Genomic DNA, 24,204 nt, shown 5'->3' with positions numbered 1-24,204 from the left:
TCGCGGCCGGCACGTCAGAACGCCTGCTCGATGGCAGCCCGCAGCGACTGCTTGTAGGAGTTGCTGGTTTCGGTGGCGCCGGAGACGGTGTTGAGGTTGGCGCTCTGCTTGCGGACTACCTCGCCGCCGGTGCCGTTGTAGGCGTCCCGGACATCGCCGCTGTGGATGTCGGATTCGCCGCCGCTGGGCAGCGACAGGGTGGTGGCGTCGATGATCCGGTTGCCGGAGACCACGATCTGCACCTGCACGTACCCGTACTCGTTGTCCACACCCGGCCCGGTGATCCGGCGGGTGGTCGGCTGGGGCGCCTTGGTGGTGCGCGGCGCGGTCGGTGCCTTCGTGGTGGTGCGGGTGCCCGACGGGCGGGCGGTGGTCTTGCCGGGCTTGGGCGACACCGGCGCGTTGGCGCTCTGCGACGGCGTCGCGCCCGCCGGGTCGGCGCCGGGGGCCGCCGGGGTGAGGCCCGGGTCGGCGCCCTGCGGCGTGGGGTTGACCGGCTGCCCGGCTGCCAGGTCCGGGGCGGCCTGGGTGACGCCCGGCGAGCCCTTCAGCACCACGAGCGCGGTGGTGCTGGCGGCCAGGCCGGTGATCGCGAGGAGCGCGCGGCGCATGCGATGCCTTCCTACAACTCGAAGGTGGCCAGGTGGATCTGCCGACGCGGTACGCCGGCGCGGCGCAACGCGCGCACCGACTGCTCGACCAGCCCGGGCGGCCCGCACAGGTAGACGTCGCGCCGGGCCACGTCGGGCACGAGTTGACGTAGCCCGTCCGGGCTCATGAGCTGACGGGGGCCGGGGTCGTCGCGGGAGCCGATGACGTACCAGATCGAGGTGTCGCGCTCCTGGGCCAGCCAGTCGAGTTCCCGGCTGAGCAGCACGTCGGCGGGCGTGCGGGCCCGGTAGATGAGGGCGGCGCCCGGCGGCAACTCCTCCAGCATGGCCCGGATCGGCGTGATGCCACTGCCGCCGGCGATCAGCAGCGCCCGCTCGCGGAGCCGGTGCGCGGCGGTGAACGTGCCCGACGGGCCCTGGGCCCAGACCCGGGTGCCCGTGTCCAGGTCGCGCAGGTCCGCGGTGTGCGTGCCGACCACCTTGACGGTGAGCCGCAGCCAGCGGCCGTTCGCGGCGGCCGAGACGGAGAACGGGTGCGACTGCCACCAGCAGCCCCGGGTGAGGAAGCGCCAGCGGAAGTGCTGCCCGCCGAGCATCTCCAACCGGCCCAGCCGCTCGCCCGTGAGGTAGATCGAGATGGTGTCCTGGCTCTCGGCGACCACGTCGGCGACCCGCAGCCGGTACCGCAGGTTGAACGCCAGTGGCGCGATCACCCGGCCCCAGAGCAGGGCGGCGACCACCAGCAGGTAGAGGGCGATCCAGCCGGTGCGGACCGGGCCGGGCTTGTAGAGCTGCGCGCCGTGGGTGAACTGGTGCCCGTAGCCGAGCAGAAGCACCAGGTAGCTGGACCGGTGCAGCAGGTGCCACAGCTCGTAGGGCAGCGCCCGCCGGATCGCCCGCATGCTGCTGAACCCGACCAGCACCATGATGCCGGTGGCGACGAACGCGGAGACCATGTCCTCGTAGTCGCCGAGCAGCGTGCCCACCTCGGCCATGATCGACTGGTTTCGCAGGTCGGCGTAGCCGACGAGGATCAGCGACATGTGCGCCAACACGGCCACCAGCAGCGTCGCGCCGATGTCGCGGTGCCAGCGGGACAGGTGCTCGCCACCGATCCACCGTTCCAGCACCGACAGTCGGCTCATCATCAGCACCTGCACCAGCAGCAGGTAGCCGGCGACCAGGCCGGTGATCCGGCCGGCCGCGGTCACGGTCGCCGCGGTAGTCCTCAGCGAGCCGGCGGGGGTTCCCAACCACCAGGGCAGCACGCTGGCGAGCAGCCCGACCAGGAGCAGCACCGCCAGGAACCGCCGGCCGCCGGGTCCGCGCCGGGCCGGGATCTGCGGGGGTACGGGCTCAGCCGACCGGCCGCCGTGCCGGGACGAGGTCCCGGTGCGGCGGCCGGCGGCGTGGGTGTGCGGGTACGTCACGCGTACAGCTTCATCGGGGCGTACTTCATGCGGGGGAACACCTTCTGCACCTCCGCGTTGGTGAGCCCGAACCGGCCCTGGGCCAGCGAGCCGTAGACGTTGAACATGTTGTTGTATTCCGGCACGTCACCGGAGTCCAGCTTGTCCAGGCCGTTCCAGGTGCCGAGCAGCGAACCGGCGAGCTTCTTGCCGGAGAGGACGGTGATCACGCCGCCGTGGCCGTGGTCGGTGCCGCCACCGTTGGAGCCGACCCGACGGCCGAACTCGCTGGACACCATGATCGTCACGTCGGCGGCCTGCGGGCCGAGGTCGGTGAAGAACGCGGCCATCGCCTTCGCCAGCTCACCCAGCCGGCGGTGCAGCTGGCCGCCCTCGCGGGTGCCCTGGTTCTCGTGGGTGTCGTAGCCGCCCATGCCGACGGTGGCGACCCGGACGTTGGCGCCGCCCTTGATCAGTTGGGCGAGCTGCTGGAACGCCCGCCCGACGCCCTCGTACGTGACGCCCTCGGCGGGCTGGTACGGCTTGGCGGCGAGCTTCTGCGCGGTCGCCAGCGCACCCATTCCCTCCTGCACAGCCTCCTCGACCGGGTGGTTGATCCCGGTGAAGAGCCCCTTGATGGCCTTCTCGGTGGCCGCCCGGAACCGGTCGTCACCGTTGAGCTTCAGCGAGCCGACGCTGTTCAGCGAGATCGCGCCGTTGTTGCCGACCAGCGAGCGGGGCAGCGTGCTGCCGATGCCGACGCTGCGGAACGCCGTGCCCTTGCCGAGGTTGTCGACCAGTCCGTCCAGCCAGCCCCGGCCGCCGGTCTCGTTGGGCAGCCCGCCCAGGTTGCAGGCGTCCGCGGCCTGGAAGTGGCTGCGGGACAGCCGCTCGTCGGAGGCCGCCGGGATGAAGCCCAACTGTCCGGCCTTGAGCCACTGCTCCAGCGGCTTGAACGCGCTGGTCAGCTTGAAGCCCCGGCTCAGGGCGAGCGAGTCGTTGCCGAGCAGCAGGTCGGGGCGGGCCTTGGCGAGCACCGGGTCGTTGTCCGGTGCCACCAGGCTCAGCCCGTCCAGCCCGCCGTAGAGGAAGACGTGGATCAGCGTGCCGGTCTTGGTCGCCGCGAACGACGCCGAGGTGGTGACGAACTGGGCGGTGGCCAGCGCGGTGGCGGTCGCCGCCGCACCGGCGACGAAGGTCCGCCGGGTGACACCGCGACCGTCCTGCTGGGCCTCCTCCAGGTCCTCCAGCGTGCGGTAGCGGTCGGCCTCGGCCGCGTTCTCGGCGGCGACGATGTCCGCCTCGGCGCGCAGCAGCGCCTCGGCCGGGTTGTCGGCCAGCCGCCGCAGGTCGGGGCATTCGGGGTGCAGGGGGAAAGAGTTGTACACAGTCTTCTCCATCGGGTGCCTCACCGGAGGTGGTGCTGGGGGGACGCGAGGATCGCCCGCGCGACGGCGGTGATGGCCCCGTTGAACGTGGCGTCGACCTTGGCGGTCGCCGGCACGCCGGCCACGCCGAGGATCAGGTTCTTCTCCCGGGTGCTCAGCTTCTGGCCCACCAGCCGCAGGGAGAGCGCGTCCACGTACGCCCCGGCGGTGGCCGGCGGCTTGGCGACCAGCTTCTGCGGCGGCGTGTACGTGAAGGCGGTGCGGTAGCCGGCGACGATCTCGCCGGCCTCGTTCCAGCCGTTGACCATGGTGCCGGCCGAGGTCCACGCGACGTAGACGTCCGGGTAGCCGTCCGGGGTGGGCTGACCCATCGGGTACTGGCCCAACTCCCGCAGCTTGTCGTGGACCTGCCGCAGGCCCCGGGCGAAGGGGGTGCGCTTGTTGTCGCCGTTGTTGTGCGTCGGCGACGCCTCCGGCGCCACGCCCAGCGTCCGGTACGTAGCCACCAGGTACTCCATCGGCCGCCGCACCTTCTGGCCCACCGCCGCCCAGAACTCCGAGGAGCTGAACAGCGTCATCAACACCGGCTTGATCATGCCGTTGTTGCTGCTGTACGACTTGGCTAGCCGGTCCACCAGGGACTTCGGCGGGGTGTCCGAGACGAACCGGGTGGCCAGGCTCTGCGCCACGTACTTCGCGGTCGACGGGTGCATCGCGATGTAGGTGATGTACTTGTCGATCGCCGCGTCCACGGCGGCGATCTCCTTCGGCGTCGGGTTGTTGACGTCGCCGATGCTGAAGGTGTTCGGGTGGGTGAAGCCGAGGATCTTCACCTTGCCCATGTAGTGCTGGTTGACGCGCAGGCGGTACTGGCCCTTGTCGTCGACGCCACGGCCGGTCTGCAACATGGCGGCCTGGCGGACGTCGCCCTCCGTGTAGCCGCCGTCGACGCCGACCGAGTACAGCTCCAGGTTCTCCCGGGCGAGGTTCTCGTTGATCGCGTCCTTGCGGGAGTCCTTCTGGTTCAGGTAGATCAGCAGCGCGGGGTGCTTGTTCGCGGCGACCAGCATCTCGGGGTAGCTGCCCAGCGCGTGCTTGCGCACCACGTCCTTGTCGAACGAGGTGCGGTACGCCTCACCGCCGTCGAAGTCGGCGGCGACGTGCAGGAAGTCGTTCCAGAAGTCGACCATCACCTCGAACAGTTGGCGCTTCGACCAGATCTGCCGTGCCAGGGTGGCGTCGACCACCTCCCGCTGCGGCTGGGCGCCCTGCTCGTTGAGCTTCTCCCGCTGGTCGCGCAGTTGCTGCACGGTGAGCGACTGGGTGGGCAGCTCGGCGATCTTCAGCTCGGCCTTGCTCGGCTCCAGCTTGTCCGGGTCGAGCTGGGCACGGATCCAGGCGTCGATGCCCTGCTTCTTGATGTCGGCGACCACGGCGGGCGTCGCGCCGAAGGTGGCCCGCCGGGCCAGGTGCAGGATCGGGTCCTTGGCCAGCACCGTCTTGACCGTCACCTGGGTGTCGGCGGCGGCCGCGGCCGGGCCGGAGAACGTTCGACCACCGGCGGGCGCGTTCTTCTTCAGCGCCTCACCGGCCCGGGAGCCCATGTAGCTCTCGTTCTGCTCCGTGTAGGTGCGCACCGTGCTGGGCTGCTGGCCGCTGGGCCGCGCCGCGTTGCCGTCGGTCACCGTGCTGCCGGTCGCGTCGCCGGCCACCGCCTCGTCGCCGAAGAGGCCGCGGAACTGCGGGGTCATGGCGAGCGCCGCGCCGCCGGCCACGACGGCGGCCGTACCGCCGAGCGCGACCATGGCCTTGCGCCGGCCGACCTTGCGGCCCGGCTCGTCGTCATCGTCCAGTGTGGGCAGGCCACTGCCGGCCTGGCGGGCCGGGACCGGGCGGCCGAGCCCCTCCGGGCCGACCCACTGCGGCCCGCGCGGGGCGGGAGCGGGATGTCCGGCGTGTGCGTACCCGTCGCCGTACTGGTCGCGCGGGTCGGCCTGCGCCGGGTAGCCGCCCTGGTAGGGGTGGGGCGAGTCGTACCCGTACGACGCGGAGTCGCCGTACCCGTCCGCACTGTGGTGCTGGCGTCCGTCCCAGCCGCGGTCGTCCCGCGGTCGACGTGGTGGCACATTCTGGTCGGCCATGTACCAATCCCGATTTCTGATGAGCGCCGGAAGCTGCGACCGAGCAGGTGCGGCAGGTGCGGCGACTGTTGCCTGAGGGGGTTGCTACGGGAAGGTAACCAAGCGCCCAGGTGCCTTCAAGGTGGCCCGAACGCGCTCGTGAGGGCACTTAAGACAGGCCTCACCACCGCCGTCGTGGCGGGTCACCTACGCGGGTCGGGCTCCGACCTTCCCAGCAGGGCGGACGTCCGACAGCCCGGTACGGATCGGACCGCGCCGCCGTACGTGACACATTCGGCGTCGTTAACGGCCACAGACAAACTTAAGGTCCGGATAAGCAGGACGTGAGGTGCCCTCATGCGGAGGGAAAAGTAGGAGCAGCGGGCGAGCGTGAGCCGCCGCAGCAGCGGGTATGCCGCCGAACCGCTGAACGCGTGAGGGGAAGGCAGCGCCATGCTCAGCAAAGAGGATCAGCGCAGGTTCGACCAGATCACCCGTCAGCTCCGGGAGAGTGACCCGGCTTTCTTCGCCCGGCTCGACCACCGGGTCCGGGCCCGCCGGGGCCGCTATCTGATGTTGTTGACCATCGTGCTGTGGGCGTCGCTTCCGGCGATGGCCGTGTTCGCCGGCCGGATGGCCGGCGCGATCTGCGCGGTGGTGCTGGTGGCCAACGCGGCGATCATGTGGCGGTTCCGCCGCCGCTGGACGTGATGGCTCACCGGTCGGCCGGGCCGAACGCCCGGTACGCGCGACGGAGCCGTTCAAGTAGTCCCGGCCCTCCGATGGCCGGTGCCGGCGGGCCGAGCTGGCGCAGCAGGAGATCCGGCCCGGTCGCCAGTCGGGGCGGTCGGTCGGGAAGCGGCACCGGCGGGGCCCAGAACCGGTCCGTCGTCTCGGCCAGTGGGGTTGCCGACAGCCCGGCGAGCGCCCGCGCCGCACCGGCCGACGGCAGCAGATCCACACCGGAACCGTCGCCGTCCAGGATGGACACGGCGTCGACGGGCGGGGCGGTGACCGCCGTCCCGGTGGCCTCGGCCCGGCGGGCGCGCAACTGGTCGAGCAGCTCCGCACGGGACCGCCCGCGCCAGTGCAGCAGCTCGAACGGGTCCGCGTCGAACGCCTCGGCCAGCAGATAGAAGGTGGCCGCGAGGTGCTTGCACGGCACCGCGAAGTCGGGGCAGTTGCAGCGCTGGGTCAGCTCGTCCACCGTGCCCGGGAAGAGCGGCGCGCTGGCAGCGGCGAACAACTCCTCCAGCTCGTCAGGCAGGTCACCGGCGAGCAGCCGGGCACTGAAGAACGCCTGCCCGGCCAACTCCGCCTCGATCCGGGACCAGAGGGCGGCTGGGAACGCGGCCAACGCGATGGAGACCTGGTACGGCCGCGGCCGGGAGCCCTGCACCTGGGCGGTGACCCGGCCGGGTGCGATGTCGAGCCGGAGCACCTGACCGGCCCGCGCGTACGACCGGCCACGGGTCAGCCGGGTGCCGAGCGCGAACGACTCCAGCACCTCCAGGAAACGCCGCGACCACCAGGACTGCCCTATCGCGCCCCGGGCGCTGCGCGCCCGCAGGCCACCGTCGACCCGCCGGGGGCGGCCGTAGTCGGCGAACCGGTCCGTACTCACGCCAGCGCTCCGCTGCGCTCCGCGCTGGCGCGAGGCACAACGCTGCTGTGTTTGATGGTTCGCTCGCTCCGCTCGTTCACTACTCCACCACCGCGCCGGCCTCCAGGGCGAACAGCTCCCGTAGCTGCCCGGTGGACAGCTCGGTGATCCACTGCTCGCCCGTGCCGACCACCCGCTCGGCGAGGCTGCGCTTGTCGGCGATCATCGCGGCCACCTTCTCCTCCACGGTGCCGGCGCAGACGAACTTGCGGACCTGCACCCGCCGCCGCTGCCCGATCCGGAACGCCCGGTCCGTGGCCTGGTCCTCGACCGCCGGGTTCCACCACCGGTCCACGTGCACCACGTGGTTGGCGGCGGTCAGGGTGAGCCCGGTGCCGCCGGCCTTGAGCGAGAGGACGAACAGCGGTGGCCCGTCGGCCGACTGGAACCGCTGCACCATGGCGTCGCGTTCGGCCTTGCCGAGCCCACCGTGCAGGAACAACACCTCCCGGCCGAACCGCGCCGACAGGTGCCCGCGCAGCATCGCGCCGAACTCGGCGTACTGGGTGAACAGCAACGCCCGCTCCCCCGCCGCCAGCACCTCCTCCACGATCTCGGTCAGCCGGGCCAGCTTGCCGGAGCGGCCGTCCAGCGGCGACCCGTCGCGCAGCAGTTGGGCGGGGTGGTTGCAGACCTGCTTGAGCCGGGTCATGGTGGCCAGCACCAGCCCGCGACGTTCGATGCCGTCGCTGGACTCGATTCGGGCAAGCATGTCATCGACGACCACCTGGTAGAGGGCGGCCTGCTCAGCGGTGAGATTGCAGAGCACCTCCATCTCCAGCTTCTCCGGCAGGTCGGAGATGATCGACGAGTCGGTCTTGAGCCGTCGCAGCACGAACGGGCCGGTGATCCGGCGCAGCCGTTCGGCGGCCTCGGCGTCGCCGTGCCGCTCGATCGGCTCCGCGAACCGCTTCCGGAACGTCGCGGCCGGCCCGAGCAGGCCCGGGTTGGCGAACTGCATGATCGACCAGAGGTCCGCGAGCCGGTTCTCCACCGGCGTACCGGTGACCGCCACCCGCTGCCGGGCGGGCAGCGCGCGGACCGCCTCGGCCTGCCGGGTCGAGGCGTTCTTGATCGCCTGCGCCTCGTCCACCACCACCCGGTGCCAGTCGATGCCGGCCAGGTCGACGGCGTCGCGGGCGGCCACCGAGTAGGTGGTGAGGACCAGGTCCGCGCCGTGCGCGGCCGCGGTGAACTCCGCCCCCCGCGCCCGCTCCGCCCCATGGTGTACGTGCACACGCAGCCCCGGCGTGAACCGGGCCGCCTCCCGCTGCCAGTTGCCGACCAGCGACATCGGACAGACCAGCAGGGTCGGTCCGGCCTCCGGTGGGTCTCCGGCGAGCAGCGCGAGCAACTGCACGGTCTTGCCCAGCCCCATGTCGTCGGCGAGCACGCCACCCAGGCCGAGCGACCGCAGGAAGGCCAGCCAGGCCAGCCCACGCCGCTGGTACGGCCGCAGTGTCCCCACGAAGCCCGGCGGCGGATCGAGCGGGGTGAGCCGGCGCTCCACCGCACCGGCGAGCAGGTCGCCCAGCGCCCCGTCGGCGGTCACCTCCAGCACCGGCAGCGCCCCGGTGTCGTCACCGTCGGCCAGCCCGAGGCGGAGCAGGTCGGCGACGGTCAGCTCGCCGGCCGACCGGAGCAGCCGCAGCCCGGCGGCGAGCCGCCCCGGGTCCAGCTCCACCCACCTGCCGCGCAGCCGCACCAGCGGGGTCTTCAGCTCGGCCAGCGCCGCCAACTCGTCGGCGGACAGCGGTTGGTCGCCGAGCGCCACCTCCCAGCGGTAGTCGACAAGCGCGTCCAAGCCGACGCCCGCCTCGGTGCCGGCCACCGTGCCGGGCGCGGTCCGGCTCCGGGCGCGCAGCCGGGCGCCGAGCCGCGCCGACGGGCGCTGCCACCAGGACGGCAGCAGCACCCCGAAGCCGGCGGCGTGCAGCACCGGGGCACCCTCGCTGAGGAACCGGTGCGCGCCCTCGATGTCCAGCTCCATCGCCTCGGGTGCGGCGGTGCGCAGCGCGGCGTCCAGGTCCGGCCAGAGGCGGCTGCCCCGGCCCAGCTCGGCGAGCAGGGTCTCCTGCGGGTTGGCCGTAGCGCCGGCCAGGCCGCCGAGGCTGTGCGGCGCCCGCCAGATCTGCCCGGCGTCGACGTGCAGGCCGGGCTCGTCGGCCGCCTGCAACCCGAACTCCAGTCGCCACCGCCCGCCACCGGCCGGCCCGCCATCGGACGGGACGCGGTCGGCCGGCTCGTGCCGGGTGGCCAGGATCGGTTCGGTGACCTCTTCGGGGTGCGGTTCCACCAGGCGGAAGCTGGCCCGGACCGCGCCGCCTGCCGCGTCCCGCTGCCAGTTGTCCAGCTCGGAGCGAAGGGTGGCCAGCGCCGCCGGGTCGACGGTGAAGTCGCGGCTCGGGCCGGTGAGCGCCGCCAGCCAGGCCGGCGCGGGCCCGCCCGGACGCAGCCCTCGGGCCAGCGTGGTGGTCGAGAGCGCGGCTCGGGCGGCGGCGTCGGTCAGCGCGTCGAGCGCATCCGCGACCAGCACACCAGCGGTCAGCTCGGCGTCGCTCGAATCGGTGGTCGCCGGGGCGGCGGCTCGGGCGGCCGGCGGCAGCGCCAGTGCCAGCGACCGCGCCCAGCCGGCGTCGGTGCCGGTCAGCAGCGGACGCCACACGGCACGTGCCGTCACCGTCGCTCCCGCCTCCGCCGGCCGCGCCGCGCGTCCGACCGCCGGTGGGCGCGGCGGCTCGGCCACGCCGGCACCTGACGACGCGATACCCGCCGTCGGGCTGACACCCGGCAGGACGCGGCCCCGGGTCACCAGGTCGGCGGCGAAGTCGGCCACTTCGGCGAGGTGGCGCAGGGTGGCCCCGGGCACCGCCGGGAGGTCGTCCAGGGCGCGTAGGAGGGGCAGGGCGTCGTCCGGGGCGTACACCAGGATGGGGACCCGCCACCCGGCCAGGGTGAGCCGGCCGCGGGCCGCAGGTTCGACGGCGGTCCGGATCAGTTCGGGTGAGTCGGTCGGCGCGCCCGCCCGGGTCGGCAGGGTGAGCAGCGCGGTGTCGGGGCGGGCTGGCTCGGCGGCGTCGGCGAGGACGGCGGCCAGGTCGGCGTGCCCGGCGGCGAACGGGTGCGGGCGTTCGCGGGGCGGCCGGCCGGAGCGCGGTGCGACGGCAGCCGGGGCGGCGCTGTCCTCCGCCCAGACGGCGAGGCCGGCGGACGCGCCGTCGCCGGGCAGCCACAGCCCGTGGATGACCAGCACGTGCTCCCCCTCGTCGCCGCCCGCGCCCAGGATAGGCGGCCCCGGTGGGCCTGCGTTCCCGACCACCGGTCGACACGCGCGGGCTCGCACGGGCTCACCGCGACGCTGCTGGGGTGATCGACTCGGTATCGCTGATATCGCGGTATCCGAGTAGGCGGGACACCCCGACTTCGCCGATCCCGTGGTGATCAAGCCGTCGCGCTGCCCCGCTATCCGCTGCGCGTGGGCGGCACGGCAGGCAGGATGGGCGCATGGCTTCCTCCGTGCAGATCCTCCTCGTCGGCGGCGCGGCGGACGGGCAGACCGTGACCGTCGAGCTGGACAGCAACGGCCGCCCGCCGCTCACCCACCACCACCTCGGGTCCGGAGGGCTGGCCGAGGCGCAGATCTACGAGTTGGAGTCCGCCCGCGAGGAAGCCCGCGAGTGGCGCTACCGGTGGACCGGCCCGGCGGTGTGACCAGCCGGATCAGACCCGGGTGAGGGTCTGGCTGCGCAGCCTCTCCAGCACGGCGCGGGTGACCTCCGAGGTGCCTCGGGCCTGTTCGCAGACCTCGGCGACCCGCCGGGCGGTGGCTTCGGCACGTGCCTCGCGCTCGTCCCAGAGCCGGTCGACCTCGGCCAGCAACGGACCCTCGACCTCCCGCTCCACGCCGCGCAGCGCCGGCACACCGAGCCGCTGGGCCAGATCGAAGACCTTCCCGGCGTACGGCAGCGGCAGGAACGGCGTGCCCACCATCGCCGCGAAGATCAGGAAGTGCAGGCGCATGCCGACGGCCAGATCGAAGTGGCGCATCAGACCGAGCACCTGCTCCGGGGAGTAGTTGCCGTGCAGGATCCGCCCCCGCTCGGCGGCGACCATGTGCGACAGCACCCCGTGCGAGTGCCGGATGTCGTCGCGTTCCATCGGCACGAACAGCACGTGCGCGTCGATCCGGTGCACCAGGAAGTCACCGATCTGGGCCAGCAGCCGGTGGTAGCCGTCGACGTCGAGGCGTTCGGCGGCCCGTCCCGGCTCCCGCACGCTGATCCCGACCAGCGGCTTGCCGACCGGCACACCCTCCTCGGCCAGCAGGTGGGCTGGGAAGTCCGCCGGCTGCAACAGGAACGCCGGGTCGGCGGTGACCGTGATCGGGTTGAGCAGGCCCGCCTCTTCCAGCACCATCCGGGACTCCTGGTCGCGGACGGTCACCTGGGTTGCGCTGGCGAGCGTCTCCCGGACCATGCCGGTGTCCACCGCGTCGCTGAGCGGCCCGACCCCCACCGCGTACGTGATCAGGGGTAGGCCCCGTTCCTGGGCGACCCGGACGACCCGCAGGTAGCGGCGGGCCTCCCGGTCGTAGAGGATGCCGCCGCCGCCCAGGATGAGCAGGTCGAGCTGGGCCAGGACCAGCGCGGAGTCGGTGCGGCTGACGCCCTCCCAGGGCACCGCCTCCACGTCCGGGTGGGCGGCCCGGGTGTGGTCCGGGTTGCGGGAGAAGACGATGATCCGGGCGTTCGGCTCCTGCGTGCGCAGATCGGTGAGCAGGCCGGTGAGGATCGCCTCGTCACCGAGGTTCCGACCACCGTACGAGCCGAGCACACCGATCGTCAGTCCGGCGTCATGCGTCATCCGTCGCTCCTCCCCGGGTGCGGTCCGGCGCGGTTTCCCGCTGGACGGACGAACAGTCCTGCTCAGGGGACCGGCGTCGCCGCCGGGTCAGCCCGCCGGTCGATCCGCTTGGCCATCTGCTGAGCGGTGACCTGGAATCCGAGGCTCTGATAGAGCCCGATCGCCACGGTGTTCGTGCCGAAGACGTTCAGCCCCAGCTCGGGCACCCCGAGTCGGGCGAGTTCCGCCTCCATGAGCTGGATCATCCGCCGTGCGTACCCCCGTCCCCGATGCGCCGGTTGCACCTCGATGTTGTGGATCCAGGCACGAGTGACGTCGGTGGCTCCGGCCGCCCCGGGCAGAGTCACCCAGATCCAGCCGACCTCGGTGTCGCCGACCCGCGCCATCCGCAGCAGCACCCCCTCGGTGGCCGCGCCCGCCGGCAGCAACTGCCGTAGCTGGTCCGCCGACCGCTCCCGCGCCGCCTGTGGGCTCATCCCCTGGTGCGCGGCCAGATCCTCGGCGTACGCCCGTTCCAGCGGGTCCCGCAACCGGGCCAGTTCCTGCTCGCTCAACGGCGTCAACGTCACATCCACCGGCTCCGCCTTCCTCTGGGTGTCAGCCTCCAGCGGGTAGTGCAGCAGAACCGACCCGACCCTGCCACCCCACCCACCGACTGGTTCCTGTCGCCGGTCAGCGTGCCGTGGGAGCCGACGCCAGTCCGTCCGCCAGTTGCGTCAGGTCGACCAGCCGCAGGTCGCCGTCGAGTCCCTTCAGCGCAGCGGTCAGCGCGCCAGCCGCCCGCCCGGCCTGTAGCCCGACCTCGGCATCCTCGACGACCAGGCACCGCGTCGGCGGCACGTCGAGCAACGCGGCCGCGCGCAGGTAGCCCTCCGGGTCCGGCTTGCCCGCCCGTACGTCCTCCACGGTGACCAGCACCGGCGGCTCGATGCCAGCGGCACCGAGCCGGGCCTCGGCCAGCCGGGCGTCGGCGCTGGTCACCACCGCCCAGGGCATCCCCAACCGGGCAAGGGTCGTCAGCAGCTCGTGGGCGCCGGTGGTGGGCGACACGTCCGACAGGTCGTCGTACTGCAATGCCAACTGCCGGGCCGCCGCCACGGCGACCGCCGCGTCGTCGAGTGCGGGCAGCAGCCGGCGAATCGTCTGATCGGCGGGCCTGCCGTGCGCGATCGCCAGCGCCGCCGCCGGCACGACGGCGTACTCGGCCGCCCACTGCTCCCACGCCCGCTCCACGGCGGCGTCGGAGTCCACCAGCGTGCCATCCATGTCGAACAGCACCGCGTCGATGTCCGCCAGCTCCACGATCACCCTCCCCGAATACGCTCCGTAACGAGGATAGGGAGCTGCCGATCGGGCCGCCGGCCAGGTGCCACCGTCGCGCCCTGGACCACACCGACGGCGCCGGACCACCACCCCGCCTCGACAGCCCGGGGATCAGGTGGGCGCGCCGACCTGGTGGGTGAGGAACGGCAGCACCGCCGCCGGCAGGGCCGGCGCGGCGATGATGTCGTAGTGCGTGTGCCCGGGCAGCACGGCCAGCCGGGCCGCCGGACGGTCGGTGCCGTCCCAGCCGGCGTCGCGGTGCCCGCCGCCGAGCAGCCCGTAGAACTCCGCCACGTGACGGGTCGGGATCGAGTCGGCGTCGGCGAAGACCAGCATCGTCGGCATGCTCAGCCGGGCCACCTCGGCCGACCAGTCGTAGTCACGGCGCAACAGGTCACCGCTCTTGGCCCAGAGCCGCGGCCAGTCCTGCGGACGCAGGGCGACCCGCTCGTAGAGCACGTGTGGCGGCGTGCCGCGCATCTGCTCGCCGGTGCGCTCGTCCTGGGTGGCCATGGCGGCCAGCACCTCCGGATACCAGCCGGCGCTCTTGCACGGGGTGGAGACCAGCACCAGCCGACGCACCAACGCCGGATGCTGGATCGCGGTACGCAGCGCGACACCGCCGCCCAGCGAGTAGCCCAGCACGTCGGCCGTGGACAGGTCGAGGTGCCCGAGCAGCGCCGCGATGTCGTCGGCCATCGTCTCGTAGCGCAGCGGCCGGTCGACGTCGGCCGTGCGCCCGTGACCCTGAAGGTCGACCGCGACGACCCGGCGTCGCTCGGCCAACGCCGGCACGACCGGGGCGAACATCTCCACCGACCCGTAGCCGCCGTGCAGCAACACCAGCGGCCGACCCGTGCCGTGCGACTCGTACCAGAGCCGCAGCCCGTTGACCTGCGCGTAACTCACCCGGCCTCCCGCTCTTCGGCGTCACCCGTCCCGATCCAACACGGGGCGCACGACGTCGACGTACGCAACGCGCCGATCCGTCCGTACCTCGATCGCGGCCAGCCAGCGGTCCCGGTGCCTGTCGCGCAGCGGCACCACCGCGTCGCCCGGCTCGCCGGCCAGCCGGCGCTGGTCGGCGTACTCCGTGGTGAGGCTGGCCAGCACCGACCGGGCCGCCGCCGCGACGTCCGCCGGGCCTTCCAGCAACACCAGGTTGTACGCCTCGTCCACGGCGCGCATCGCCGCGTACGTCTCGTCGTAGCCGGGCGGGTGCCCGTCCCCGGCGGGCTCGACCCACCGCCGGTCCAGCCGCCGGTACGCCTGGTCGCAGGCACTCAGGAACCCGACGTACGCCTCGCGCCGCAGCTCGTCGCGGCGGGCCGCACGCCGCTCGGCGTTCTCCTGGCGGGCCAGGGCGAGCTGATGGGCGAGTTGCCGGCGGGTGCTGAACGGGACGGCGCCCGGACATGTTGCCCGGGTCGCCTACGGTGCCACGCATGTCCCCTCGCGTGGCGCGCCTGCTGATCTGGCCCTTCGCGGTGACCGCGCTCGCCCTGCGGGTCTGCGCCGAACTGTGGTTCAAGCCGGTGACCTGGCGGATCGATCCGAGTGGCGTCGCCTTCCTGGTCTGGGCGGCCGTCCAGGCCGCCTGCTTGCTGGTGCCGTGGGCCGGACACGCCCTGCTCACCAGACGGGTGCGCCAGCGGCCGGCGACCTGGGAGGTGGCGGCCGGCGCGGAGAAGTTCGTCGCGTCGGCCAGCCCGCGCTGGCTCGGCCCCTGGGTGATCCTCATCGGCTGGCTGGCCGGGGGTGCCGTGTTGACCGAGCGGGTTCCGGGCGCGGACCGCGTGCGGCTCGCCGAGATACCCGGCGTCCTCGCCGTGAGCATCGCCGTCCCGGCCGTCGTCCTGGCAGCCATGGCGGCCGTGCTGCTGCTGGACCGACCACGCCTGATCCTGGACCGGGACGGCATCACCAAGCAGGGGCTGGCACGGCGCGCGTTCGTCCGCTGGGACCGGCTGCTTCCGGGCGGACCACCGTCACCGGCCCGGCGCACCGCGAACCTCACCCTCATGCAACAGCCGGCGACACCGGGCCGCCCACCCGTACCGTTCTCGCTGCCGATGGCGCCACTGCACGTCGATCCGACATTCCTCGCGGAAACGATCCGCCACTACGTCGAGCACCCCGAGCACCGGTCGGCCATCGGCACGCAACACGAGCTGGATCGGGTACGGGTACGTTGCTCGTAGGCTCGCCCAGGAGTCAAATATCCGACGCTGGCGATGCAGACAAGATCTCGGCCGCCGGTCGTGTTCAGAATTGTCCCACTTCTCTGCCGGCTCTTGGATTTAAGCCGTACGCGACAAGTTTTCATCCGCCGTTAGGATGCAGCACCCGAGGCAGCCACACCGGCGGAGAGCACAGATGCTTGGAGCTAAGAGATCGGTGAGGACGAAGCTGACCATCTGGCGCTACCGGCTGTGGCGCTTCCGACTCACCACCGTCGGCATTGTCTTGGCCTCGTTCGGCGCAGCAACCGCCCTGGTCAATCCGCCTCGGACAGTTAGCGTGGCTGCGGGACTTGCTGGCGCTACCCTCTCCTTCATGGAGACCCGGGCCAACCGCCGCCGCTCAGAGGAATTGCGGTTCCAGCCGCGAGAGGGCGACAAATACAAGGACGTTGTAGATCAGTCGGCCGCCCTCGGCCCGAGCATAGAAAGCGCCCGAGACGTAGGAATAATGCTGTCTCGGGAGAACGCCGAACTCCGCAAACGACCCATCCGCGCCATTCTTCAAACCCCGGACTACGTGCTTCCCCGTGACTTGAGGACCTGGTCCCTTGACTATCTGACCCGCCGCGCCAAGACCGGGAAGATTTACAACGACCGCGTGCTCTGCCTGGCATCGGATCTTCTGGGCGACGACGTCGCCAAGCTGAGAGCGGCCCGCTACTTCGACTTCTTGTGCAGCAACCTGCTCGCCCCCCTGGATGTCTGGCAGGTGGGGCGCAAGAGCCCCGCCCTTCGTGGTCGTGATCTCATCCTCGACCCCGAGGGACGGCTGATCCCCTTCAGGCGCAGCCGTCTCGCGAACATCATCGGCGTATCGACGCTTGCCTTCACCACCGATGGGCAATTGCTCCTTGTGTCGCAGACCCCCGAGAACATGGGCAGTCCCGGCTTGCTTGCCCCGTCCGGATCGGGTGCACTCGAACCCAAGGACATGCCTGACAACATGGCCGACTGGACGATCCAAACAATTGTCATCAACGGGGCCGAGCGCGAACTACAGGAAGAATGCCACCTGGAAGCGAACGAGATACGGCGCAGCGCTGTCGTTGGCCATGGTCGTTGGATCAGCCGGGGAGCCATGCCCGAATTCTGCGCAGCAACCCTTCTCAGACTCACCGGTGACCAGATGCTCGACCGGTCAGTGCGGCGGGTGGAGCGGTCTTTCGTCCACGAAGTCATGCCGGTCAACCTCGCACCTGTGCGACTGTGGGACCCTCGTCGGCCGCTTGAGATGCTGCCGCGCAAGCACCGGGATGCGGTTTCCTGGCCTCTGGCACTTGGGCTGGCTTCCCTCGCAGAGTGCGTCAATGACGAATCGTGGCCCCTGCGTAATGAACTGATATCCCGACTGACCGATTAGACCCGCAGCAGTTTGGTGCCGGATTGACGTCGCCGTAGTGACGCCGGACCTACCAAGCGCACGCAGAGGAGCCCGGACTGTTGTCCGGGCTCCTCCGGTTCAGTGCAGTGCTGTCAGGCAGGAATCGCGGTAAGGTACCAGAGCTGACCGGTCACGTTCTGGCACTTGTCCGTGAATGACGCACCCTTCAGGACGGACTCCGGCGCGAACCGGTTGCCTTCCAGGCATTCGCCTTCCTTTTCCCGGAACTTCGTCTGTAGCCGGAAAAGGTTGTCACCGGCTTCGACCAGCTTCCACTGTTGTCCGGTGACCTCGCGGCAGGTGTCGAGGAATGCGGCACCGCCGAGGACCTTCCCGGCGATCTGGTTGCCTTCCAGGCACTTCTCCTCGCCGAGGAACTTCGTCCGCAAGGTGTAGTAGCCGTCGGGGCGCTTGGTGAAACTCCAAGCCTGCCCGTCCACGTCCTTGCAGGTGTCCTGGAACGCGGCGCCGGCGAGGGTCGAGTTGCCGTCGACGCGGTTGCCTTCCAGGCACTCGTCCTCGCCGCGGAACACCGTCTTGAGCTTGTAGTACCCCGACGCCGAGGCTGGGGCCTGCGCCGCCGGCCGCGTCCGGACATCGACTGTCTTCACGGCAGCGGCGTCTGAACCGTCCACCGGCTTCTCGTTGATGGACGTGTCGACCGCCGCCGCCTGGGGCGCGGATGCGGATGCGGACGCGGATGCGGATGCGGACGCAGGTGCGGACGCCGCGCTCGTCGGCGTGGCCGGCTCGGACGCGGACGGGCTTGACTCTGCGTCCTGCCCGCATCCCGCCGCGGCCATGGCCAGAACCGCCAAGACCGCCACAGACCTTGTCATGTTCTTCACTTTTATTCCCATCAAAGACGAATTTCGACTCCACAGAATCGCTGCAATTTGCCGTAATTTATCTGGCCAATCGCACGAGATGCTGGTGCCGCAACCGTACGGCGTGCGCTTGATGGCCGACAACAGGTCAAGCGGATGGCAGAACTGCGCCTGTTCGGGGTGGCCCGTCTGGTTTTTCGGATCACTGTGGACGCTGGTTGGCGGCGCCGGATCCACCGGTCAGCGGGAACCCTAAATGCGATTTACAATAAGGCAATCAGGAGCGCCGATCAGATGCATCGACCCACTGCCGACAAACTGGACATCCCCAGCATCCGCAATAAGTCATAGCATTATCTTGAATAGCGAAGATCTTCCGATTGCCGTCGTCTCGGACGGTAATGCTCGGCAACAAATGCCCTCATAACACCGAAAAGAGCGAGCGGCAACACGGCCGAGCAGGTGGGCCAAACCGCGCTGGGTGCGGCCCGGTGCCTGACCGTTCCACCGCCCCGGCGCCGTCGAAGCTCGTGTCCGACACTGAGCCGAAGGGCGGAGCCGGCGTCTGCCGCCGGCAAGTACGGTGTCGCCGTGCGGAATTCGAGGCACCGTCGACGAGCCTCACAGGCAGTCGCCGCCTGCGCGGTCGCGATCGCCTGGGTGATCCTCGGTTACGGTCTGCGCTTCTCCCAGCCAGACCGAGAGGCGTGGGGCGAGTTGGAGGCCGGCGGCAGGTTCGGCACGTTCATCCTCATCTACCTGCCGTTCTACTTCCTGGCGCTCGCCCTGGCCGTGGTGGTCGCCCTTGCCCTGGTCTCGACCCGCGGCTGGTTGTCGGGGCTCCTGACCACCACTGCGGTCGGCGTCGCGCTCTTCGCCTGCTGGGTGGCCCTGATCGGCACCCCTCTGTTCGAGGCCCAGCCCCAACTCATGGCGTCCATCACCTGGTCCCTCGTCGCTGACGGCGTGGCTTTCGTGGCGCTGGTCGGCGTATGGCTGACCCACCCGGACCAGCCGGCTCGGACAGTGCACGGTTGATCAGTGGCGCGATCCGCCACCGACGGAGTCCCGCGCCGGTCGGGCATCTGCCCGTTGCTGTCAGCGCCCCGGGGATTGATTTCCCGGGGCTGTTTGCGCTGATGGTGAAGGGTGGGCGCGGCAGGTTTCGAACCTGCGACCCCTCGCTTGTAAGGCGAGTGCTCTCCCACTGAGCTACGCGCCCGGAACGCCCCGTGTGCGGCGGGCCGGTGGCTGGCAAGCTTACCTGCTCCCGCCGGCTCAGGGCGCGCGGCGTACCCCGGTCAGGCGGCGGCTTCGGCGATGGCCTTGCGCCAGCCCTGTTGGTCGCGGGCCTCCCCCGGGCCGTTCATCTCGGCGAAGCGCACCACGCCGGTCCTGTCGATGACGAAGGTGCCCCGGTTGGCGAAGCCGGCCACGTCGTTGAAGACCCCGTACGCCTGGGCGACCGCGCCGTGCGGCCAGAAGTCGGCAAGCATCGGGAACTGGTAGCCCTCGCGGTCGGCCCAGACCTTGTGGCTGTAGACCGAGTCGACGCTGACCGTCAGCACCTGGACGGCGTCGTTGACGTACTCGTCGAGGTTGTCCCGCACCTCGCTCAGCTCGCCCTGGCATACGCCGGTGAAGGCGAGCGGGTAGAAGACCAGCAGCACGGCGCGCCTGCCCCGGAAGGCCGAGAGCCGGACCTCCTGGTTGTTCTGGTCCTTCAGCACGAAGTCCGGTGCCTCGGCGCCGACCGTGACGATGGGCATGAGGACTCCTCGGGTCGCTCGCTGGATGACGCCAGCCTGCCACACCCGGCGGTGTGGACCGCCGGGTGCGAGGGGCCGATTGGGCTACTTCTTGGCCTTGGCCCCCCGGCGCAGCACCAGGCGGGCGCCGCTCCAGTCCCGACCGGCGTTGACGGTCGAGGTCTGCTGAAGGCCGGCGGTGGGCGCGGACTCCGCGACCTCACTCGGCTCGACGTGCCCCTCGCGCCCCGCCTTCGGGGTGAGCAGCCACACGACACCGTTGTCGGCCAGCGGGCCAAGGGCGTCGACGAGAAGCTCGAAGAGGTCACCGTCGCCGTCGCGGTACCACACCAGCACCGCGTCGACCACCTCGTCGGTGTCCTCGTCGACCAGGTCTCCACAGCGGTCGGTCAGGGCGTCCCGGAGATCCTGGTCGACGTCATCGTCGTACCCCATCTCCATGACGACCATCCCCGGTTCGATGCCGAACCGGTCCGCCAGGCTGCGTACCCCGTCGGCGGCCTGACCAGCGGTCGCGCTCACTGTCGCGTGCCTCCTCTTCTCGTTCCTGCTCGCGGCGTCAGGGCGACGCCGTCTGGCAAAGTCCACACAGTTGTGCGTCCCCGCGCAAGTGGCACACCGGGTGGATCGGAATTTACCGTGCCAGCAGCGTACGGGCACCGTCGGTAATGGCTTCCTCGGAGACCAGAACCTGGCGTGCTGCCGGACCTAATGGTACAAACGAGTCAACTCCGGCTACTCGTCGTGCCGCGCCGACATATCCGGCGTCGACAAGCGCGGCGATGACTCCCTCGCCGACCCCGCCGGACCGGCGTGTCTCGTCCACCACCAGCACCCGGCCGGTCGCCGAGGCCTCCCGGATGATGTCGGCCACCGGCAGGGGCGCCAGCCAGCGCAGGTCCACCACCCGGGTGCCCACCCCCTCCTCGGCGAGGACGGCCGCGGCCCGCAGCGACATCCGCACCCCGTTGCCGAAGGTGATGATGGTCAGGTCGTCGGCCGAGCCGACCGGGTAGACCCGCGCCCGGCCGATCGGCACGTGCCCCGCCACCCACGAGCCCGGCTCGGGATAGCCGGCCAGCCACTCGCCGTCGCCCTCGGCGTACAGGTCGCGGGTGTGGTAAAGCGCGATCGGCTCCAGGAACACGACTACGCTGCCGTCCACGGCCGCGCTGGCCAGGCAGGTCCGCAGCATGGGCGCGGCGTCGTCCGGCCGCGCCGGCACCGCGATCACCAGACCCGGCACATCCCGGAGTACGGCCACCGAGTTGTCGTTGTGGAAGTGCCCACCGAACCCCTCCTGGTACGCCAGCCCGGCCACCCGCACCACCATCGGGTTGCGGAACGCCCCCCGCGAGAAGAACTGCATGGTGGCCGCCTCACCGCGCAGCTGGTCCTCGGCGTTGTGCAGGTACGCCAGGTACTGGATCTCCGGCACCGGCAGCATCCCTGCCAGCCCGGCGCCGAGGCCCAACCCGAGCACCGACGTCTCGTCGAGCAGGGTGTCGAAGACCCGGGCCGCCCCGAACCGGTCCCGCAGGCCCTTTGTCACCCCGTACACGCCGCCCTTGGCGGCCACGTCCTCGCCGAAGACGGCCATCTGCGGGTGGTCGATCATCCCGTCGGCGAGCGCCGCGTTGATGCTCTGCGCCAACGTCAGTGGGCCGGTCAGCTCCGGCGGCTTGCCCCCGAACGCCTCCGCGCGGGCACCCGCGCCCGGCCCACTGGCCCGCGCCGCCGCGTCGGCCACCGCCCGCGCCACCCGCACCGGCCGGCGGGGCGCCAGCGCCGACACCACCTCGGCCACGGAGGCCAGCTTCGGCTCGCCCAACACATCCTCGGCGAGCCGGCGGACCTGCCAGCCGGTCTCGTCGTACCGGGCCAGCAACTCCTCGCCGGTCGCCACGCCGGCCTCGACGAGCAGCCGGGCGGTCGCGGCCACCGGGTCCCGGTCCAGGTCCTCGGCCAGTTCGGCCGGGCTGCGGTACGCCGACTCCGCGTCCGCGCCGGCGTGCCCCATCAGCCGGACCGTGCGGAGGTGCAGCACGGCCGGTCGCCGGTGCCGACGCACCCACGCCGCGGCCTCCACCGCCACCGCGTACGCCCGCACCGGGTCGGCGCTGTCGGCGCTGAAGAAACGGATGCCGGGCTTGGCCCGCAGCGTCGCCTCCACCCAGCCCTGCGGGGAGCGGACGCTGATGCCCAGCCCGTTGTCCTCACAGACGAAGAGCACCGGGATGCGCAGCCCGGCGTGGTCGTACCAGCCGGCGGTGTTGAAGGCTGCGGTGGCGCTGGCGTGGTTGACCGACGCGTCACCGAACGAGCAGACCACGATGGCGTCCGGTGGCCACGGGGCGTTCGCGGCGTCGGCCCCGCCGCCCACCCGCGCCCCGGCGCCGGTACGCCGGCCGGCGCTGTCCAGCCGGCGCAGCCGCTCCACAGCCAGCCCCATTCCGACCGCCCGGGGCAGGTGCGAGGCGATGGTGGAGGTGGTCGGCACGATGGCGAGGTCTGCCCGGCCGAACACCTTGTGCCGGCCGCCAGCGATCGGCTCCTGACTGGACGCGACCATCCCGCGCAGCACGTCCCGGGCCGCGTCCGCGTACGCCGCGAACCCACCTGCGCTCGGCGCGGGGCCGGACGGCTCAGGGGCGGCGGACGGGTCCTGGTCGGCGGACGCCTCCGGGCCGGCCGGTGCTTCCGGGTTGGCGGGCGCTTCCGGGTCGGTGGCGGGCACCGGCTCCCCCGTGTCCGCCGGGTCGGTGGCGGCCTGGGCGGCGCGTACGCAGTAGAACGCGCCGGAGCGGTAGTGCAGCAACGCCGGGTCGGTGGGGCGCAGCGCCGCGGCGACCGCAGCGTTGCCCTCGTGCCCGGCCGAGCCGATGGTGTAGAAGCCCTCCCCGAAGCTGCGCAGCCAGCGGCCGGCCAGGTCGAGCTGCCGGCTGGTCACCTGCGCGTCGAACAGGTCCAGCAGCTGTGCGCCGGTCAGTGGGGCGTCGTCGGTGACCGGGTCGGCGGGGTCACGCCGATGCTGCGCGGCGGGAAGGGCCGCGAGCGTCTCCCGGAAGCGGTCGTCGAGATCTTGCGGGGTGGTCACGTCGGACAGCATTACCGACGCGGGCCATGGTCGCCCACTGGGACACGGCCGGCGCGGGTCCAGTCACTCCGGTCCGCAGGGCTCCGGACAGCCACCGTCGGACACCTTCCACACCAGGTCACGCAGGGTGCCCAGCTCGTCGTCGGTCAGCCCGGCCAGGAGTCGGGAGTCGGACATCACCTCGGCCACCCGGTCCCGCACGCTCCGGCCCTGCCCGGTCACCACCAGTGTCTTCTGCCGCCGGTCCGTCGGGTCGGTGCGGCGCTCGACCAGCCCGGCCTGCTCCAGCTTGTCGACAAGTGCCGTCACGTTCGACCGGTCGCAGCCCAACCGCTCGGCGAGGTCACGGGCCGGCGACGGGCGGTCCGGGTCCAACTCGTGCAGCGCTCGGGCCGACGCCGGGGTGAGCCCCAGCTCGGCGAACCCGGAATCCTGCCGATGCCGCAGCGCGGCGCTCACGTGTCCCATCCGGCGCACCACGTCGGCGGCCAGGCCGGTGCGGTCCACCGGCCCGGCTGATCCGAAAACGACCTCCTGCGCCATCGCCACATCGTACGCAACGCCCCTGGCTCAGCAGGTCGACGATCAGGTTCGGTCACGCCGGCCGAGCGGCCCCCTCGGCTGGGTCGCCTCAGGCCGGAAGGAACGAGAAGCGGACCTGGCGGGTCGGGTTGTCGCCGTTGGTGTCGACCAGGCAGATCGACTGCCAGGTGCCGAGCGCCAGCCGGCCGCCGAGCACCGGCAGCGTCGCGTACGGCGGGACGAACGCCGGCAGCACATGGTCGCGGCCGTGGCCGGGCGAGCCGTGCCGGTGCCGCCAGCGGCCGTCGGTGGGCAGCAGCGCGTCGATCGCGGTGAGCAGGTCGTCGTCGGAGCCGGACCCCGTCTCGATGATCGCCAGGCCGGCGGTGGCGTGCGGCACGAAGACGTGCAGCAGGCCGTCGTCCTCGCCGGAGACGAACGCCTGTGCCTCGGCGGTGATGTCCCGGACGGTCGGCCGCGACCCGGTCTGGACGGTGATCACGTCACTGCGCATACGCCGCATTCTGCCGTAGTAAGCGGTCAGGAACCGCCGCCACCGCCACCGGAGTCGCCCCCGCCGGACCAACCACCACCGGAGTCACCGCCGGACCAACCACCACCGGAGCCGCCGCCGGAGTCACCGCCGACCGGTTCCGGGCCGCCGGACCCGCCGTCGTCGCGTTTGCGCTGGCGGCCGAGGTCTGCGCTACCAGGGTCGCCGGCCGTCCCCGGGTAGAAGACCGCGCCTCCGCCCGTATCCGGACGAGGTCGCTGGCCCGGTCCGTGCGGCACACGAGCCGCTCGGATCGCGTCCCGGAGCAGGACCACGCCGAGCGCCACCACCAGGGCGCCGAGAGCCACCGCCCCCACCACCGCCACGTCACCGGAGGCGACCGCGACCGCGCCGATCACCACTCCGGCAACCCCGATAACGATCATGCTCACGGCAACCGCGAGATGGCCTCTGTTCATGACTCAGACGGTAGGA

23 protein-coding genes and 1 tRNA gene are annotated in these 24,204 nt (G+C 71.6%); 5 read left to right on the top strand and 19 right to left on the bottom strand.

The genetic code is table 11. The features are described 5' to 3' along the window. Positions 1-14: 14 nt before the first annotated feature. From ABZ808_RS27510 to ABZ808_RS27495, 4 genes are read right to left on the bottom strand one after another with little or no spacing between them, the layout of a single operon-like run. A complete protein-coding gene (locus ABZ808_RS27510) occupies positions 15-611 on the bottom strand; it encodes an FMN-binding protein (protein ID WP_357011898.1) in 597 nt (198 codons plus the stop codon). An 11-nt stretch (positions 612-622) separates the two neighbouring features. Next, positions 623-2,041, bottom strand: a complete 1,419-nt coding sequence (locus tag ABZ808_RS27505) for a ferredoxin reductase family protein (protein ID WP_357011895.1) — start codon at positions 2,039-2,041, stop codon at positions 623-625. Further along, positions 2,038-3,420 (bottom strand): DUF1501 domain-containing protein, encoded by a 1,383-nt coding sequence (locus tag ABZ808_RS27500; RefSeq protein ID WP_357011893.1) that lies wholly within the window; start codon positions 3,418-3,420, stop codon positions 2,038-2,040. Before ABZ808_RS27500 ends, ABZ808_RS27505 begins: the two co-directional genes overlap by 4 nt. 8 nt (positions 3,421-3,428) lie before the next feature. After that, positions 3,429-5,549, bottom strand: coding sequence for a DUF1800 domain-containing protein (locus tag ABZ808_RS27495; RefSeq protein ID WP_357011890.1), 2,121 nt, complete (start codon positions 5,547-5,549; stop codon positions 3,429-3,431). Positions 5,550-5,981: 432 nt separating this feature from the next. Between ABZ808_RS27495 and ABZ808_RS27490 the strand changes: the two genes are divergently transcribed. Further along, positions 5,982-6,239: a DUF3040 domain-containing protein gene (locus tag ABZ808_RS27490; RefSeq protein WP_357011888.1), complete on the top strand. Its 258-nt coding sequence runs from the start codon at positions 5,982-5,984 to the stop codon at positions 6,237-6,239. 4 nt (positions 6,240-6,243) lie between these two features. On the opposite strand, the gene ABZ808_RS27485 is transcribed toward ABZ808_RS27490, so the two are convergent. Further along, on the bottom strand, positions 6,244-7,152 hold the full coding sequence (locus ABZ808_RS27485; protein WP_357011885.1) for an SWIM zinc finger family protein: 909 nt from the start codon (positions 7,150-7,152) through the stop codon (positions 6,244-6,246). Between the two features lie 79 nt (positions 7,153-7,231). Beyond that, positions 7,232-10,444, bottom strand: a complete 3,213-nt coding sequence (locus tag ABZ808_RS27480) for an SNF2-related protein (protein ID WP_357011883.1) — start codon at positions 10,442-10,444, stop codon at positions 7,232-7,234. 251 nt (positions 10,445-10,695) lie between these two features. On the opposite strand from ABZ808_RS27480, the gene ABZ808_RS27475 reads away from it, so the two are divergent. Further along, positions 10,696-10,902, top strand: coding sequence for a hypothetical protein (locus ABZ808_RS27475; protein WP_357011880.1), 207 nt, complete (start codon positions 10,696-10,698; stop codon positions 10,900-10,902). A 9-nt stretch (positions 10,903-10,911) separates the two neighbouring features. On the opposite strand, the gene ABZ808_RS27470 is transcribed toward ABZ808_RS27475, so the two are convergent. From ABZ808_RS27470 to ABZ808_RS27450, 5 genes are all read right to left on the bottom strand, one after another. Beyond that, a complete protein-coding gene (locus ABZ808_RS27470) occupies positions 10,912-12,054 on the bottom strand; it encodes a polysaccharide pyruvyl transferase family protein (protein WP_357011877.1) in 1,143 nt (380 codons plus the stop codon). Positions 12,055-12,116: 62 nt separating this feature from the next. After that, positions 12,117-12,629 (bottom strand): GNAT family N-acetyltransferase, encoded by a 513-nt coding sequence (locus ABZ808_RS27465; RefSeq protein ID WP_357011874.1) that lies wholly within the window; start codon positions 12,627-12,629, stop codon positions 12,117-12,119. 97 nt (positions 12,630-12,726) lie between these two features. Further along, complete coding sequence (locus ABZ808_RS27460; protein WP_357011872.1) at positions 12,727-13,356, bottom strand: HAD-IA family hydrolase; 630 nt, start codon at positions 13,354-13,356, stop codon at positions 12,727-12,729. A 132-nt stretch (positions 13,357-13,488) separates the two neighbouring features. After that, positions 13,489-14,286 carry an alpha/beta fold hydrolase gene (locus ABZ808_RS27455; protein ID WP_357011869.1) on the bottom strand — a complete coding sequence of 266 codons (798 nt, stop codon included), beginning with the start codon at positions 14,284-14,286 and terminating at the stop codon, positions 13,489-13,491. A 21-nt stretch (positions 14,287-14,307) separates the two neighbouring features. Further along, positions 14,308-14,565: a hypothetical protein gene (locus tag ABZ808_RS27450; RefSeq protein WP_357011867.1), complete on the bottom strand. Its 258-nt coding sequence runs from the start codon at positions 14,563-14,565 to the stop codon at positions 14,308-14,310. Positions 14,566-14,822: 257 nt separating this feature from the next. Here ABZ808_RS27450 and ABZ808_RS27445 point away from each other — a divergent pair, with 257 nt between their 5' ends. Beyond that, positions 14,823-15,578, top strand: a complete 756-nt coding sequence (locus tag ABZ808_RS27445; protein ID WP_357011865.1) for a hypothetical protein — start codon at positions 14,823-14,825, stop codon at positions 15,576-15,578. Between the two features lie 196 nt (positions 15,579-15,774). Beyond that, entirely contained in the window at positions 15,775-16,980 is a 1,206-nt protein-coding gene (locus tag ABZ808_RS27440) for a hypothetical protein (protein ID WP_357011863.1), read from the top strand. 113 nt (positions 16,981-17,093) lie between these two features. On the opposite strand, the gene ABZ808_RS27435 is transcribed toward ABZ808_RS27440, so the two are convergent. Then, positions 17,094-18,065: an RICIN domain-containing protein gene (locus ABZ808_RS27435; protein WP_357011861.1), complete on the bottom strand. Its 972-nt coding sequence runs from the start codon at positions 18,063-18,065 to the stop codon at positions 17,094-17,096. A gap of 354 nt (positions 18,066-18,419) precedes the next feature. Here ABZ808_RS27435 and ABZ808_RS27430 point away from each other — a divergent pair, with 354 nt between their 5' ends. Then, complete coding sequence (locus tag ABZ808_RS27430) at positions 18,420-18,866, top strand: hypothetical protein (RefSeq protein WP_357011859.1); 447 nt, start codon at positions 18,420-18,422, stop codon at positions 18,864-18,866. Positions 18,867-18,978: 112 nt separating this feature from the next. Here the strand turns inward: ABZ808_RS27430 and ABZ808_RS27425 are convergent. From ABZ808_RS27425 to ABZ808_RS27395, 7 genes are all read right to left on the bottom strand, one after another. Then, positions 18,979-19,050, bottom strand: a tRNA-Val gene (locus tag ABZ808_RS27425). 79 nt (positions 19,051-19,129) lie between these two features. After that, positions 19,130-19,597, bottom strand: a complete 468-nt coding sequence (locus ABZ808_RS27420) for a peroxiredoxin (RefSeq protein ID WP_357011857.1) — start codon at positions 19,595-19,597, stop codon at positions 19,130-19,132. Between the two features lie 84 nt (positions 19,598-19,681). Further along, positions 19,682-20,119, bottom strand: a complete 438-nt coding sequence (locus tag ABZ808_RS27415; RefSeq protein WP_030330240.1) for a DUF3052 domain-containing protein — start codon at positions 20,117-20,119, stop codon at positions 19,682-19,684. Positions 20,120-20,231: 112 nt separating this feature from the next. Beyond that, positions 20,232-22,706 carry a transketolase C-terminal domain-containing protein gene (locus ABZ808_RS27410; protein WP_357011855.1) on the bottom strand — a complete coding sequence of 825 codons (2,475 nt, stop codon included), beginning with the start codon at positions 22,704-22,706 and terminating at the stop codon, positions 20,232-20,234. 51 nt (positions 22,707-22,757) lie between these two features. Then, on the bottom strand, positions 22,758-23,237 hold the full coding sequence (locus ABZ808_RS27405; protein WP_357011852.1) for a MarR family winged helix-turn-helix transcriptional regulator: 480 nt from the start codon (positions 23,235-23,237) through the stop codon (positions 22,758-22,760). Between the two features lie 88 nt (positions 23,238-23,325). Next, a complete protein-coding gene (locus ABZ808_RS27400; RefSeq protein ID WP_357011849.1) occupies positions 23,326-23,730 on the bottom strand; it encodes a YjbQ family protein in 405 nt (134 codons plus the stop codon). Between the two features lie 26 nt (positions 23,731-23,756). Further along, entirely contained in the window at positions 23,757-24,188 is a 432-nt protein-coding gene (locus tag ABZ808_RS27395) for a hypothetical protein (RefSeq protein WP_357011847.1), read from the bottom strand. Positions 24,189-24,204: the final 16 nt, after the last annotated feature.

Source organism: Micromonospora sp. NPDC047527 (assembly GCF_040643015.1).
In the GTDB taxonomy this organism is placed as follows: domain Bacteria; phylum Actinomycetota; class Actinomycetes; order Mycobacteriales; family Micromonosporaceae; genus Micromonospora.
This window is presented reverse-complemented; position numbering and strand designations above follow the sequence as displayed.

What these genes read in the sequence shown, in the direction of transcription:
- ABZ808_RS27490 (WP_357011888.1), top strand. Translation starts at nt 5,982, where the DNA reads ATGCTCAGCAAAGAGGATCAGCGCAGGTTCGACCAGATCACCCGTCAG.
- ABZ808_RS27420 (WP_357011857.1), bottom strand. Translation starts at nt 19,597, where the DNA reads ATGCCCATCGTCACGGTCGGCGCCGAGGCACCGGACTTCGTGCTGAAG.
- ABZ808_RS27405 (WP_357011852.1), bottom strand. Translation starts at nt 23,237, where the DNA reads ATGGCGCAGGAGGTCGTTTTCGGATCAGCCGGGCCGGTGGACCGCACC.
- ABZ808_RS27400 (WP_357011849.1), bottom strand. Translation starts at nt 23,730, where the DNA reads ATGCGCAGTGACGTGATCACCGTCCAGACCGGGTCGCGGCCGACCGTC.
- ABZ808_RS27495 (WP_357011890.1), bottom strand. Translation starts at nt 5,549, where the DNA reads ATGGCCGACCAGAATGTGCCACCACGTCGACCGCGGGACGACCGCGGC.
- ABZ808_RS27470 (WP_357011877.1), bottom strand. Translation starts at nt 12,054, where the DNA reads ATGACGCATGACGCCGGACTGACGATCGGTGTGCTCGGCTCGTACGGT.
- ABZ808_RS27450 (WP_357011867.1), bottom strand. Translation starts at nt 14,565, where the DNA reads ATGCGCGCCGTGGACGAGGCGTACAACCTGGTGTTGCTGGAAGGCCCG.
- ABZ808_RS27500 (WP_357011893.1), bottom strand. Translation starts at nt 3,420, where the DNA reads ATGGAGAAGACTGTGTACAACTCTTTCCCCCTGCACCCCGAATGCCCC.
- ABZ808_RS27510 (WP_357011898.1), bottom strand. Translation starts at nt 611, where the DNA reads ATGCGCCGCGCGCTCCTCGCGATCACCGGCCTGGCCGCCAGCACCACC.
- ABZ808_RS27410 (WP_357011855.1), bottom strand. Translation starts at nt 22,706, where the DNA reads ATGCTGTCCGACGTGACCACCCCGCAAGATCTCGACGACCGCTTCCGG.
- ABZ808_RS27395 (WP_357011847.1), bottom strand. Translation starts at nt 24,188, where the DNA reads ATGAACAGAGGCCATCTCGCGGTTGCCGTGAGCATGATCGTTATCGGG.
- ABZ808_RS27445 (WP_357011865.1), top strand. Translation starts at nt 14,823, where the DNA reads ATGTCCCCTCGCGTGGCGCGCCTGCTGATCTGGCCCTTCGCGGTGACC.
- ABZ808_RS27475 (WP_357011880.1), top strand. Translation starts at nt 10,696, where the DNA reads ATGGCTTCCTCCGTGCAGATCCTCCTCGTCGGCGGCGCGGCGGACGGG.